We start from the raw sequence: 12867 nt of genomic DNA on the forward strand, positions 1-12867 counted from the left end.
AGAAATGAGAAAAGGGTTAACGGTTTTCCTGTATGTTTCGGTTATTATTCTCGCGTTTATCTACAGATATGATCTGCTGGACTGGCTGCGAGAGGATCACAGTCCTTTTCTGGCTTTTATTGCAGCTGCGCTTCTGGCACTGTTTCCGGTCATGCCGTATAAGCTGATTATCGGCTTGTTCGGATATATGTATGGCGGTTTCCTGGCGGCGGTAATCTGCTGGAGTGCCACAACTGTTGCGGCAGCGGCCATGTACGGTATTGTAAAATATCTGTTTCAGCAGCGCGCCTTAACTTATCTGGCTTCTGTGAAGGCGCTCCATAAATTCACTTTAGCTATACAGCGGCGTCCGTTCGCTTCCATAGTTCTAGCCAGGCTGCTTCCAGTAGTTCCGCAAACAGCGGTAAATATTTATGCCGGGGCCGCAGGTCTGCCCTTCTGGAGCTATCTGGCGGCATCCGGTATCGGCAAGCTTCCGGGCATTGCCTTATATGCGTTTCTCGGAGGCAGGTTGTCCGGTCACCCCGGTAGCGTTATTGCAGCACTGGCCTTGTATGCAGCAGTATTGGCAGCAGCCGGATGGTCCTTGCGCATACAGGCTAAGACCAAGATCGAAGAACAGTAATCCCGCCCGCCGGAGACGTTGGCAGACTGTGCTTATTTGTTTTATAATATAGTTAATTAAATTTTGATCTATTTAATTGCATTCCATATTATGGAGGGATATTAATGAGTGAATTTCAATCTGAACATATAGGCTCGAAGACGGAAAAAGCAACCTTCGCGGGCGGCTGCTTCTGGTGCATGGTATCCCCGTTCGAAGACTTGCCGGGCATTGCCGGGATTATCTCCGGGTATACGGGCGGTCACACGGTTAACCCGACCTACCAGGAGGTATGCTCCGAGACAACCGGACATGTAGAAGCGGTACAAATTACATTTAACCCTGAAATCTTTCCATACAGCAAGCTGCTGGAGCTGTTCTGGCAGCAGATTGATCCGACAGATGCCGGCGGACAGTTCCATGACCGCGGGACTTCTTACGGCACTGCCATCTTCTATCATTCCGAAGAGCAGCGCCAGGAAGCCGAGGCTTCCAAAGCGGCACTGGCAGCCAGCGGACGTTTCTCGGCACCGATTGTAACGCCGATTCTGCCCGCCAAGCCATTTTATCCGGCAGAGGAATATCACCAGGATTACCACCGCAAAAACCCCGGGCATTACAAGCGTTACCGCAAGGGCTCCGGCCGGGAAGCTTTTATTGAAAATCACTGGAAGCATAGCGAGGACAAGCAGAGCCTCAAGGAGCGCCTGACTCAGTTGCAGTATGAGGTTACACAGAATAATGCGACTGAATCACCGTTCCGCAATGAGTTCTGGGACCATCATGGTGACGGTCTGTACGTAGATATCGTTTCGGGAGAACCGCTCTTCAGCTCTACGGATAAATATGATTCCGGCTGCGGCTGGCCCAGCTTCACCCGCCCGATCCGCGATTATGCTGTCAAAGAAAAGACAGATCTCAGCCATCTGATGATCCGCACCGAGGTGCGCAGCCAAACCGCCGACTCCCATCTCGGACACGTTTTTACTGACGGTCCGGGTGAAAACGGTCTGCGTTATTGCATCAATTCAGCTGCTCTGCGTTTTGTGCCTAAGGAAGATCTGGAAAAGGAAGGCTACGGGGAGTACCGTGTGCTATTTTAGTACGCATAAGCTGAGTCTGACCTCAATTAGCAGAAATTAGCCCATATAAAAAGCCTTCAGCCCGTTAATAAACGTGGCGGAGGCTTTATTTATGGGCATGTCCTTTTAAGCCATTACAGAAACAAACTCATCCCCGGTGCATCAGCAGCTCTCCTCACAAAACCAAACCGTTCATAAAATTCTGCTTTGCCGCTTGCTGCAGACAGCTGAATCCAGCGGATACCTTTTGCTTTACAGTGGCTGATCAAATGTTCCATTACCATACTTCCAATCCCGTAGCCCTGAAAATCGGGTAATACGATCACATCGCAAATAATGCACTGGATGACTCCGTCTGATACAATCCTGCCGGATGCTGCAAGTCTTCCGTCTTTTACAACACTCAATATGTACCAGCTGTTTATCAATGATTCCTGAAGCATCTCTGCCGTCCAGCGGCCTTCCGGATCCCAGCCTGTTGACTGATAGAGCCCGTAATATTCTTTTTCCTCAGGGAGTTTATTAAGAAAAATCAAATCAACCAAAACCCTTTCCCTCCATTTGCAGTATAGCTGCACAAACGTAACCAGCATATAATCCCCTCCGGCAATCCTCTGCACCACTTCTCTTCACAAAGAAAAAATCCGGAGGGTCAATTGCATTTTTTTCTAACTATGAATTCAATTGTCATCCTCTTCTTTGACCGGAGCAGCCGTTACCCTGGTTTTAAGCCGCATGCGTATAATGAGCACTACAGCAGCAACGACCGCAAATACAACCAGTATCGGCAAGGCTGCAGCCAGGAAGACAAACAGCCACTGGAACGTTACCGACAAGGCATGCAGACTCTTGGAGAGCGCATCGGATGCCCGTGTCAGCAGCGGACCCTGCTCCTTTTTCTGGATATCAACAATGCCTGAGTCCGTCTGATAGAGCCGCAGCTCTACTGTAGAAAAGGATACATTCTGGTCGATATAACGCATTCTGCCTTTGATCTGCTCAATGGACTCCTGGATCGCTCCAAGCTCATTGGCAAAAGCTACAAGATCCGAGGATTTGGTCGCTTTTGACATAAAATCGATGTACTGGGTTTCCATCAGCTGCTTGGCCTTCAGCCGTGATTCCAGATCTACATATTCCTCCGATACATCCTGGCCTTCAATGCTCCGCTGAACCCCCTCGTTCTTAATCAGCTCTAATTTATCAAGAAACGGGGAGAATCCGGCCGCCGGCACCTTCAGCACAAAAGTACCGCCTTTTTCGTAGTCAGTCATATTCTCGGTAAATCCGATAATATAGCCTCCAGCCAGTGTCACCAGGTTGCGTACTTCCGACTGGGCTGCACCGTAATCCTCTACTTCCATGGTAAGGTTCGCTTTGTAGATCAGCTTTTTGTTCAGTCCGGCTGCCACGTCAACGCCGCTGAACCCGGATGTTTCCGACGTGCCGCCCTGTGCCTGCTGTCCTGAAGCTGCGCCTTTATCAGCCGTACTTCTGCCGCTGGTTACCACTGCTGCCTTGCCGTCCGCAGCAGCCTGATTCAGGTCCAAGTCTGCTGAACCGCCGTACTCCATCGTTTCTGCAGCTGCAGGCGCTGCTTGCGTTGAGGCTTCGCTGGCTGTCCCCTTATCCGCCGCTGCATTATCACTTGCCGAATTGTTGTCACCTGAACCGCAGCCCGCCAGTGTTACCGCCAAAACCAATAATCCTGTTAAGTAATGCAGACCCCTTTTGCGCATACTCATTCCTCCAAAAGTGTAGTGGAAATTCCGCTTCTTTTGTTCTCTACAACCAGCCGTTCCGCTTCTGTCTGTTTTTCAGCAGATCAGCCTACCCATTTGACGTTCCAAATGCTGGAAGGTTGCAGGAGGAGGCCGTCAAAGCCCATTATTATTTAAACTTTTTCCCATAATCAACAAAATAGACATAAAAAAAGACCCTCCATCACCGGATGATCCTGTTTGCGCAAATTCGCTTTTTTTGCTACAATGATCGTGTCTAACAAGACAAGATACACCAAATACCCTATATTCCTAAGAATAAGGGTACGGTTCTGTTCGGACAAGCTCCACCTTGTTGAACAGGACATGCTATTGTGCACTGACAACTTGATAATCTACTATAAGGGGAGGTGACCCTCATGGCAAAAGACGTTATGTGTGCAGTAAACTCTTGCACCTACTGGGCTGAAGAGAACAAATGTAGCGCTGAAACAATCTTCGTTGCTTATCACAGTTCCAAGGAGCCGAAGCACTCTGAGGAAACAGACTGCAAAACATTCGAAAGCAAATAAGTAATACCTTAGAAGGGACCCTCCACGGTTCCTTCTTTTCTGTTTCTCATTTTATCAAGAATGATAATTATTATCAAGTGTTTTAGTGAAAAAATCTTTACTTCAAGGCCAGCCCCCTGTGATGCGGCATGATTGCAAACCCAGATGAATCACCGTACAATGGGTTTACGCTTTCACGATAAACAAATCCGGAGGGTGAATGATGATCAAGCAAATCGGCCAAATTATGCTCTATGTAAATGATCAGGACCAGGCAGTACGCTTTTGGACAGAGAAGCTCGGGTTTATCAAGGTTTCGGAAAATGACAACGGACAAGGCCTGCGCTGGATTGAGATTTCGCCGGCAGAAGGCGCCCAGACCTCCTTTGTTCTTCATAACAAGCAGCTTATCGCCCAAATGCAGCCGGAGCTTCACCTTGGCACACCTTCCATTATACTTTACACTGACGACCTGGACGGGCTGTATCAGGATTTTCAGGATAAGGGGATTACGGTCGGGGATCTGGTAGACATGCCGGAGGGCCGGGTATTCAACTTTGCCGATGATGAGAATAACTACTTTGCCGTTATTCAGAAATAACATAAAAATTACGCCACCACAGCAATGTGGTGGCGTTTATTATGTCCATGCGGCATACTCAGATGCTTTTCACTCTGATTGCCGTCTTTTTATACCCCGACTGCCTTTCTTACCTGCACTGCCGCCTCGACCATATTACGCAGCGCCGCACCGGTTTCTTCCCAGCCTCTGGTTTTCAGGCCGCAGTCCGGATTAATCCAGAACTGTCCGGCATCAAGAACACGCAAGGCACGTTCAATGCTGGCAGTCATTTCCTTGGTATCCGGTACCCGCGGGCTGTGGATATCATATACCCCAAGCCCGATGCCCTTATCATATTCCTGCTCCTCAAAGCTGACAATCAGCTCGCCGTGGCTGCGTGAGGTTTCAATGGAGATGACATCGGCATCCATGGCTGAGATGGAATCAATCATATCGTTAAATTCACTGTAGCACATATGGGTGTGGATTTGTGTTGTATCCTTGACCGGGTTCGTAGCAATCCGGAAAGCCCGTACTGCCCAGTTCAAATAGTTCTCATGATCCTCTATTTTCAGCGGCAGCCCTTCACGGATGGCCGGCTCATCTACCTGAATCATCTCGATTCCCGCATCCTCCAAGGCCTTCACCTCCTGGCGCAGCGCCAGGGCAATCTGGTTCGCCACCGCTTCACGGCTCAGGTCATCGCGGACGAAGGACCAGTTCAGAATCGTCACCGGACCGGTGAGCATTCCTTTTACCGGCAGCTTCGTGAGCGACTGGGCGTATACGCTTTCCTTGACGGTCATCGGCTCAACAAACGCAACATCCGCATAGATAACCGGCGGCTTCACGCAGCGTGAGCCGTAGGACTGCACCCAGCCCCCCTTGGTGAACAGGTAGCCGGCCAGCTTCTCACCGAAGAACTCAACCATATCTGTCCGCTCGAACTCCCCGTGCACCAGCACATCCAGTCCCAGCTCCTCCTGAAAAGCGATGACGTCAGCGATCTGCTGGCGGACAAATCCGTCGTAGCGCTCCTGGCTCCATACACCCTTGCGCCATTTGAGACGGGCCTGCCGCACCTCAGCCGTCTGCGGGAAGCTGCCGATTGTCGTTGTCGGCAGCAGCGGCAGCTGCCATTTCTCGCGCTGTACCTTCTGCCGCTCGGCAAAAGGCAGGCTGCGGCTGTCCGGCAGCTGCTGGAGGCCTGCTGCCTGCTCGGCAACATCCTTACGGCCGCGTTCAGGCAGTGCGCGGAAGAGGGACAAGGCTTCGCGGTTCTCGGCCAGTGCTGCAGCATAGCTGTCCTGCCCATCCGCTGCCGCTGCTGCAATCAGGCTCAGCTCGGCCAGCTTCTCGTCCGCGAAGGCGATAGCGTTCTTGACCGTGCTCTTCAGCCGGTCTTCCCCCTGCACCGATACCGGGACATGCAGCAGACTGCAGGATGGCTGCAGGATCAGCCGCTCGTCCGGCACGAAGTTTCTCAGCTGGCGCACCAGCTCCAGCTTAGCCGCAGCATCGCTGCGCCAGATGTTGCGCCCGTCAATGATGCCGGCGCCGAGCCACTTGTCTTCCGGCCAGCCCAGCCGCCGGATGGAATCGAGATTCGCTCCGCCATCATGTACAAAGTCCAGGCCAAGTCCGGCCACCGGGAGTTTCAGCAGCGCTTCCAGCGGCTCCGCAGCCTCAAAATAAGTCTGCAGCAGCAGCTTGAGCCCCGGCACTTGGGAGGCTATCGTCCCGTAAATGTGCTCCAGCAGCTTGATCTCTTCTGCGTTCAGGCCGGTGACAACCGCCGCCTCATCAATCTGCACCCAGGCTACCCCTTCCTCCTGCAGCTCCTGCAGCAGCTGAATGTAGACCGGCAGGAAGCGGTCCGCTACTGCTGCAATATCTGCAGCCCGGAAGCCCTTGGACAGCTTCAGGAACGTGTAAAGGCCGAGTACAACCGGCTTGCCTTCGATTCCAGCCTGCTCTTTGGCGAAGCGGTAAGCGGCAAGCGGCTTATTGGCTGTCAGCACCGGAGTCTGCTCACCGATTTCCGGTACGATATAGTGATAGTTCGTATTGAACCATTTGGTCATTTCGCAGGCTGTAGCTCCGGCGCTGCCTCGGGCCATTGCAAAATACAGCTCCAGGGAAATCTCTCCGCCCTCATAGCCATAACGCGGAGGAATGATGCCAAACATAGCGGCTGTGTCCAGCACATGATCATAAAAGGTGAAGTCGCCGACCGGAATCAGATCAATTCCGGCGTGCTGCTGTGTTTTCAGGTGCTGAAGCTGAAGTCCCGACATGCCGGACCGGAGCTCCTTCTCACTGATTTTACCGCTCCAGAAATCTTCGAGCAGCTTCTTCCACTCCCGGTTTCTGCCGATTCTCGGATAACCGAGGCTGCTGGTTGTTATTGTGCTGGACATAATGACTCACTCCTGTTTCGTATGAAATGTATTTGCTGCCGTGCACCAAATCTGCAGCAATCATACTGAACCGCAGGGATAGTCCGCAATAGTTTCACGGTTTTCCGGTTATACGCATTCGCTATAGCTGACACCGCAAACAACTTACAGAGCAAGTCTGCCAGCGCTTTTCCGCTCTCCGCCTTTTCATTCATCCAGGCGGAAAATACGGAAAATAGCCGGGAAACCGCAAAGAAACGGCGGCTCCATCCCTTCCCGGGAGGAACCGCCGTTTCCGGCAGCCTGTTATAAATTAGGTTTATGGACGCAGCCTAGAGATGGCTTATAAACGACCTAGAACCAGACCAGATAGACCACGGCAGCCAGTACAATCCGGTAGATGGCGAACGGCAGCAGCTTGATCCGGTTGATCAGCTTCAGGAAGAAGCGCATCGACAAAAGCGCGAACAGAAAGGCGCTGATGAAGCCCGCAATGAAGAACGGCAGCGCGTCCAGCGTAAAGTACTGCCAGTTCTTGATGAGCGAGATCAGGCTGGCTCCGGCCATAATCGGAACAGCCATAATAAAAGTAAAGTCCGCTGCAGCCCGGTGGCTCATCCCGAGCAGCACGCCGCCGGAGATGGTCGAGCCCGAGCGGGAAAAGCCCGGCCAGAGCGAGACACACTGGATCAGGCCGACCGAAAGTGCCTGACGGTATGTAATCTGGTCGACCGTTTCTGTTTTCGGCTTTTTGGGCGCAAAACGGTCGGCAATTATCATAAATACAGCCCCTACAACCAGACCGATCAGCACCGTTGAGGTTGAAAACAGATGCTCGTCAATGTAGTCCTCGAACAGCAGACCGAAGACTCCCGCGGGAATCAGGCCAACGAGAACCTGGCCCAGCTTCAGGCGGCCTTCTGTCTCCACCTGCGGCACACCATCCGGCACGGCTGTCATTTCTTTGCGGCTGAACCGCTTGAGTCCGAGGAGATCAATAAACCGTTTGTAGAAAATAATGACGACTGCGAGAATCGAGCCCAGCTGGATAACAACCTTAAATGTGTTGGCAGTATATTTGCCCAGGAACTCCTGTGATTTCAGCCACATGTCATCCACAATGATCATATGGCCGGTGGAGGAAACCGGAGCAAATTCAGTCAAGCCCTCAACAATTCCGAGAATAATTGCTTTAATAATGGTTAGCAGCTCCATGTCAGCTCCTCCTTATTTTGTGTTTAGCCGCGGGCTTTGCCCGCCGCCTGGCGTCTGCGGAAAAACAGGACTCCCAGGACAAGAATTCCTGCGGCAAGGACAACATAGACAACGTTAGAATAAGTGTCCATATAACCGGCGATATCTTCCCATGACTCGCCCAGCGCCGCGCCAAGCAGGATAAGCAGCGTATTCCAGCCCAGGGTACCGATGGTGGTGAACAGCATGAACTGGCCGAACTTCATCCCGGACATCCCGGCCGGAATGGAGATCAGGCTGCGCACCAGCGGAATCATCCGGCAGAACAGCACCGTCCAGTAGCCGTATTTGTCAAACCAGGCATCTGCGCGGCGGATATCCTTGGCACTGATCCGCAGCCAGCCGCCCCAGCGCTCGACAATCCTTTCCAGCCTGCTCACATCCAGCATCCGGCCTACCCAGTACAGCACGACAGCCCCAAGCAGTGAACCGATGGTTGCGGCGATCAGCACACCGGGAATAGTCATATCCGAGGTAGTTGTCATAAATCCGCCAAACGGCAGGATAATCTCCGAAGGAATCGGCGGAAAAATGTTCTCAAAGGCAAGCATCAGCAAAATACCGAGATAGCCGAACTGCTCCATAAAATCAGTAATCCAGGTTTCCATTGTTAGTCCTCCGCATTCAGATCAGATTTTTTTTGAGATTGCGCAGATAACGGCCGCGGATCAGGAAGAAGTACAGACCCTGTGCAGCCAGATAGCCGGCCAGCACCGCACCGGTCTCGGCAGCAATGGACAGGTAGAACAGCCGCTGCAGGGCGATAAAAGCAAACAGGCTGTGGAGAATAGCCAATCCGGAAGGTATAAAAAACATCAGTGCCAGCTGCAGCGTAACGGTGCGGTCAAGCTCCTTGTCGGTCAGCCCCATTTTAGACAAGGTGGAATACTGCTGCCGGTCATGATCAAGATCCGTATACAGCCGGAAATATAAGAAGCTGCCTGCGGCAATGAAGAAGACAGTGCCAACCAGCAGGGAAGCGAACAGCATCGTACTGTACAGAATTTTCTGGATTTCAAACAGTGTACCGCTGACAACTACCGCATAAGGGGCATCGCTCTCATAGGCCACTTTCCCTTTGCCGCTGAGTGTCCGGGCAATGCCTGCAGTCTGCGGAAAATCATCAACGTAAAAGCCTGTATAGCGGTCTGTGTGCACCGGGATAACGGCCTGAAACAGGCTGTCACTGACAACAATACCGCTGAAATCTCCCCCGTCCCTGCCGTCCAGCTCAGGCAGCAGATATTCGGTGATGGGAACATGTCCGGTGTAGCCGGCCTCCTCAATCTTCATTCCCTGCTCCAGGGTATATACCGTCTTGACCCGGCTGGAGGTTAAGCTGCGGTCACGCTGCGAGCCGATCATCACCAGCCCTGCGCTGCCCTGGGGCTGCTGCTCGCCGGAGGTGAAGCCTGCCTTCTCCAAAGCCTGCATGTAGTCGCTGTAAGCTATCAGCGGAAGCTGTTTCGTCTGGTCAGGTCCTGTCTGTGAGACGACTTCGGCATATTTCACGGGGAGGGTTAGGGTCTCGTAGGGCAGCCCGAGGCGCTTCAGCTCGCTGCGGATTCCCTGCAGATCATGCTCAGCCTTATCTTCCCTCTGGTTGGCCTTGGCTACATAGCCTACAGCCGCCGGATAATCCAGCTTCAGCTCTTTGGACAGGGTATGGATGGAGGCAAATACACCTACAGAGGTAAAGGATACCGCCGACACAATCGTAACCATAAAAAACATCCGCCCGTTAGCCCTCCAGCGGTGGGACAGGCCCGACAGCATAATCAGATTCGTCTTATGCCAATAGAACCGTCGCACGTTTCGCAGAACCGCTGCGATATACAGGCTCAGCTGCGTATAAAAGAGATAGGTACCTGCAACAGTAACGGCGACCACCGGGAACATGACCACTTCCACCGAGGCGGCTGAGGCAGAAGCCGCAAAGGCATATCCGCCCAGCAGCAACAGCGCAGAGGCGGCAGCCCCAAACAGGGATACACGCGGCGCCTGTTCCCTCCGCTGTCCGCTCTGGAACAGGCCTCGCGGTGAATCCTGACCGATCAGCACGAAGGTGCACAGCGAGATTAGGACAAACAGCAGGGCGAAGCTGCTGACAGTCAGTACAGGCGCCTGCCAGGAGAAATAGAATGGCAGCGGTCCGATGCCGAGGAAGCCTGCCCCGATCATCAGAAACAGCTTGCCGAGCAGCATTCCCAGCAGGGTTCCGCTCAGGATGGCCGAGCCGCCGATCATCATATTTTCCAGGAAGACCATTTTGTTAAGCTGGCCCTTGGTCATTCCATGCATTAACAGGATGCCAAACTCCAGCTTGCGTGACTGCAAAAAGGAGCCGACAGACACCAGAACGAACAGCGAGGAGAATACATAGATGATCCCCTCCGCCGCCAGCATCGTGCTCGCCGCAGTCCCGAGAATCAGATCACCGGAAATGGCCGGATGAAATACAAACAGCGCACAAAGGAAAAATACCATTACCGAAAAGGAGCTGCAGACAAAATAGGCGGCATACTTGCGTTTGTTACGGGTAACGTTCCTATAAGCGAACTGGCGAAAGGTCATGGGAAGCTCCTCCCAGCAGCGACAGCATATCGATGATATTCTGGAAAAAGGCCGCCCTGCTGCTTCCCCGGTACATCTCATTGTAGAAGCGTCCGTCTTTGATAAAAATGACACGATGGCAGAAGCTCGCTGCTACGGCATCATGGGTAACCATCAGCACGGTGGCTCCTTCGGCCTCGTTCACCTCGGCCAGCAGACCCATGACTTCGCCGGCCGTTTTGGAATCGAGGCTGCCTGTGGGCTCATCGGCCAGAATCAGCGACGGACGGTGAATCATCGCCCGGGCAATTGCAACGCGCTGCATCTGGCCGCCGGAGATCTCGTACGTCCGCTTGGCCAGCAGCTGCATGATCTCAAGCCTGGATGCCACTTCCTGCAGCCGGCGTTCCATTTCTGCTACCGGAACACCGGCCAGAGTGAGCGGAAGCACGATGTTCTCCTGCACGGTGAGCGTATCCAGCAGGTTGAACTGCTGGAAGACAAAGCCCAGCTCCTTGCGGCGGAAGAGCGCCTTCTCCTTACGGCCCAGCAGGTTGGGATCACGCCCGCCGATCATCACTTCACCCGAGGTAGGCTCATCTATGGTGGCAATGACGTTGAGCAGCGTGGTCTTACCGCTGCCGGAAGGACCCATAATGCCGACGAATTCCCCCTTCTCTACAGCAAAGCGGATGTGATTCAGCGCATGGGTCGACACCTTGCCCTCGTATATTTTGGATAAATTGTGTACGTCTAACAGAGGCAATTGCGTCCGCTCCTTCTGTCACTTCGAATTTCTTTCATTATACAAAGTGTTAACACCGCCTACTATTTCTGAAACTTACAGTCACCTTACATTATTGTAAGCAAACAGGGGTTGACAGCAGCTGCCGTTCATTCTATATTTATATGCATGAGCATGCATTTTATTAAATCGATGATTTGTATTACATAAAGCATGCCAAATTCAGGCACTCTGCCAAGGAGAGATAACCGAATGAAAGATCTGTTCACCCCATATGAGCTCAAGGATTTAAAGCTGAAAAACCGTGTAGTTCTGCCTCCTATGTGCCAATATTCCGTTACTGCTAAGGACGGGATTGCTACAGACTGGCATTATAACCACTATGTAAGCCGGGCCGTCGGCGGCACCGGGCTGATTATTATAGAAATGACGGATGTGGAGCCTGACGGCCGCATTACCGATTATGATCTGGGTATCTGGTCAGACGACCATATTCCTGCGCTGGCCCGTATTGTCGATGCCTGCCATGCCTATGGCGCTAAAGTCGGCATTCAGATCGCCCACGCCGGACGCAAAGCTGAAGATGCAGCTGTTCCTGTATCCTCTTCCCCGATTCCGTTCGACGAGAAATCCAAAACACCCCGCGAGCTGACCACAGCTGAAGTGAAGGACATGGTCGGCAAATTCCAGGCGGGCGTAAGACGGGCAGTTCAGGCCGGCTTTGATGTAATCGAGCTGCATGGTGCCCACGGCTACCTGATTCACCAGTTCCATTCTCCGCTGACTAACCGCAGAGCCGATGAATACGGCCAGGATCTGACCTTGTTCGGCAGAGAAGTAATTGCCGCTGCCAAGCAGGAAATTCCGGCAGGCATGCCGCTCATTATGCGTATCTCGGCCCAGGAATATGTTGAGGGCGGCTACGGAATTGAAGAAAGCCTTAAGATTGGTGCAGCCTACAAGGAAGCTGGCGCTGACATCTTCCACATCAGTGCCGGCGGAGAAGGTGCAATTGCCGCTGCGGGCAGACCAGGAACCCACGCCGCGTATCAGGTGCCTCTGGCCCGTGCGTTCAAACAGGAGCTGAATGTTCCTGTCATTGCTGTCGGCCGGCTGGATGAGCCCGCCCTTGCTAATGCCGTAATCGGCAATGAGGATGCGGACCTGGTTGCTGTCGGACGCGGAATGCTGCGGAATCCATACTGGACGCTGGAAGCAGGCGTACAGCTCGGCAAGGCTGCAGGTGTTCCGAAGCAGTATGAATTCGGTTTTCCCCGGAGCAGCCACTAAGCACTGACCCGGATATTCCGGAATTATGCAAAATTATTACAGTACGGCTTCTTTTCTCGCAACCTGCAGCGCGGTAATGGTATAATGGACCATATTTCATTTCATG

The 12867-nt window shown here is 52.8% G+C and carries 12 protein-coding genes; 5 read left to right on the forward strand and 7 right to left on the reverse strand.

The annotated features are described in order from the left end of the window. Positions 1-4: 4 nt before the first annotated feature. Positions 5-625, forward strand: a complete 621-nt coding sequence (locus tag NST84_RS20700) for a VTT domain-containing protein (RefSeq protein WP_342562037.1) — start codon at positions 5-7, stop codon at positions 623-625. Positions 626-729: 104 nt separating this feature from the next. Then, positions 730-1707, forward strand: coding sequence for a peptide-methionine (R)-S-oxide reductase MsrB (gene msrB / locus NST84_RS20705; RefSeq protein ID WP_342562038.1), 978 nt, complete (start codon positions 730-732; stop codon positions 1705-1707). Positions 1708-1820: 113 nt separating this feature from the next. Here msrB and NST84_RS20710 read toward each other — a convergent pair whose 3' ends face one another. Both NST84_RS20710 and NST84_RS20715 read right to left on the reverse strand, forming a co-directional pair. Continuing rightward, positions 1821-2231, reverse strand: a complete 411-nt coding sequence (locus NST84_RS20710; RefSeq protein WP_342562039.1) for a GNAT family N-acetyltransferase — start codon at positions 2229-2231, stop codon at positions 1821-1823. Between the two features lie 135 nt (positions 2232-2366). Next, complete coding sequence (locus NST84_RS20715; RefSeq protein ID WP_342562040.1) at positions 2367-3431, reverse strand: DUF4349 domain-containing protein; 1065 nt, start codon at positions 3429-3431, stop codon at positions 2367-2369. Between the two features lie 395 nt (positions 3432-3826). Here NST84_RS20715 and NST84_RS20720 point away from each other — a divergent pair, with 395 nt between their 5' ends. Further along, positions 3827-3979, forward strand: a complete 153-nt coding sequence (locus NST84_RS20720) for a DUF1540 domain-containing protein (RefSeq protein WP_342562041.1) — start codon at positions 3827-3829, stop codon at positions 3977-3979. Positions 3980-4181: 202 nt separating this feature from the next. After that, positions 4182-4559: a VOC family protein gene (locus tag NST84_RS20725; RefSeq protein ID WP_342562042.1), complete on the forward strand. Its 378-nt coding sequence runs from the start codon at positions 4182-4184 to the stop codon at positions 4557-4559. A gap of 89 nt (positions 4560-4648) precedes the next feature. Here NST84_RS20725 and metE read toward each other — a convergent pair whose 3' ends face one another. The 5 genes from metE to NST84_RS20750 all read right to left on the reverse strand — a co-directional run bounded on the left by metE (position 4649) and on the right by NST84_RS20750 (position 11492). Beyond that, positions 4649-6940 (reverse strand): 5-methyltetrahydropteroyltriglutamate--homocysteine S-methyltransferase, encoded by a 2292-nt coding sequence (gene metE / locus NST84_RS20730; protein ID WP_342562043.1) that lies wholly within the window; start codon positions 6938-6940, stop codon positions 4649-4651. A gap of 333 nt (positions 6941-7273) precedes the next feature. After that, positions 7274-8134: an undecaprenyl-diphosphate phosphatase gene (locus tag NST84_RS20735; RefSeq protein WP_342562044.1), complete on the reverse strand. Its 861-nt coding sequence runs from the start codon at positions 8132-8134 to the stop codon at positions 7274-7276. Between the two features lie 23 nt (positions 8135-8157). Beyond that, on the reverse strand, positions 8158-8781 hold the full coding sequence (locus NST84_RS20740; protein ID WP_342562045.1) for a DedA family protein: 624 nt from the start codon (positions 8779-8781) through the stop codon (positions 8158-8160). A 16-nt stretch (positions 8782-8797) separates the two neighbouring features. After that, entirely contained in the window at positions 8798-10747 is a 1950-nt protein-coding gene (locus tag NST84_RS20745) for an ABC transporter permease (protein WP_342562046.1), read from the reverse strand. Then, on the reverse strand, positions 10722-11492 hold the full coding sequence (locus NST84_RS20750) for an ABC transporter ATP-binding protein (protein WP_342562047.1): 771 nt from the start codon (positions 11490-11492) through the stop codon (positions 10722-10724). Before NST84_RS20750 ends, NST84_RS20745 begins: the two co-directional genes overlap by 26 nt. A gap of 231 nt (positions 11493-11723) precedes the next feature. Here NST84_RS20750 and NST84_RS20755 point away from each other — a divergent pair, with 231 nt between their 5' ends. Beyond that, on the forward strand, positions 11724-12761 hold the full coding sequence (locus NST84_RS20755; RefSeq protein ID WP_342562048.1) for an NADH:flavin oxidoreductase/NADH oxidase: 1038 nt from the start codon (positions 11724-11726) through the stop codon (positions 12759-12761). The last annotated feature ends 106 nt before the right edge of the window (positions 12762-12867 follow it).

The sequence above is a fragment of the Paenibacillus sp. FSL R7-0345 genome (genome assembly GCF_038595055.1).
In the GTDB taxonomy this organism is placed as follows: domain Bacteria; phylum Bacillota; class Bacilli; order Paenibacillales; family Paenibacillaceae; genus Paenibacillus_AQ.

What these genes read in the sequence shown, in the direction of transcription:
- NST84_RS20725 (WP_342562042.1), top strand. Translation starts at nt 4,182, where the DNA reads ATGATCAAGCAAATCGGCCAAATTATGCTCTATGTAAATGATCAGGAC.
- msrB (WP_342562038.1), top strand. Translation starts at nt 730, where the DNA reads ATGAGTGAATTTCAATCTGAACATATAGGCTCGAAGACGGAAAAAGCA.
- NST84_RS20720 (WP_342562041.1), top strand. Translation starts at nt 3,827, where the DNA reads ATGGCAAAAGACGTTATGTGTGCAGTAAACTCTTGCACCTACTGGGCT.
- NST84_RS20700 (WP_342562037.1), top strand. Translation starts at nt 5, where the DNA reads ATGAGAAAAGGGTTAACGGTTTTCCTGTATGTTTCGGTTATTATTCTC.
- NST84_RS20735 (WP_342562044.1), bottom strand. Translation starts at nt 8,134, where the DNA reads ATGGAGCTGCTAACCATTATTAAAGCAATTATTCTCGGAATTGTTGAG.
- NST84_RS20755 (WP_342562048.1), top strand. Translation starts at nt 11,724, where the DNA reads ATGAAAGATCTGTTCACCCCATATGAGCTCAAGGATTTAAAGCTGAAA.
- metE (WP_342562043.1), bottom strand. Translation starts at nt 6,940, where the DNA reads ATGTCCAGCACAATAACAACCAGCAGCCTCGGTTATCCGAGAATCGGC.
- NST84_RS20715 (WP_342562040.1), bottom strand. Translation starts at nt 3,431, where the DNA reads ATGAGTATGCGCAAAAGGGGTCTGCATTACTTAACAGGATTATTGGTT.
- NST84_RS20745 (WP_342562046.1), bottom strand. Translation starts at nt 10,747, where the DNA reads ATGACCTTTCGCCAGTTCGCTTATAGGAACGTTACCCGTAACAAACGC.
- NST84_RS20740 (WP_342562045.1), bottom strand. Translation starts at nt 8,781, where the DNA reads ATGGAAACCTGGATTACTGATTTTATGGAGCAGTTCGGCTATCTCGGT.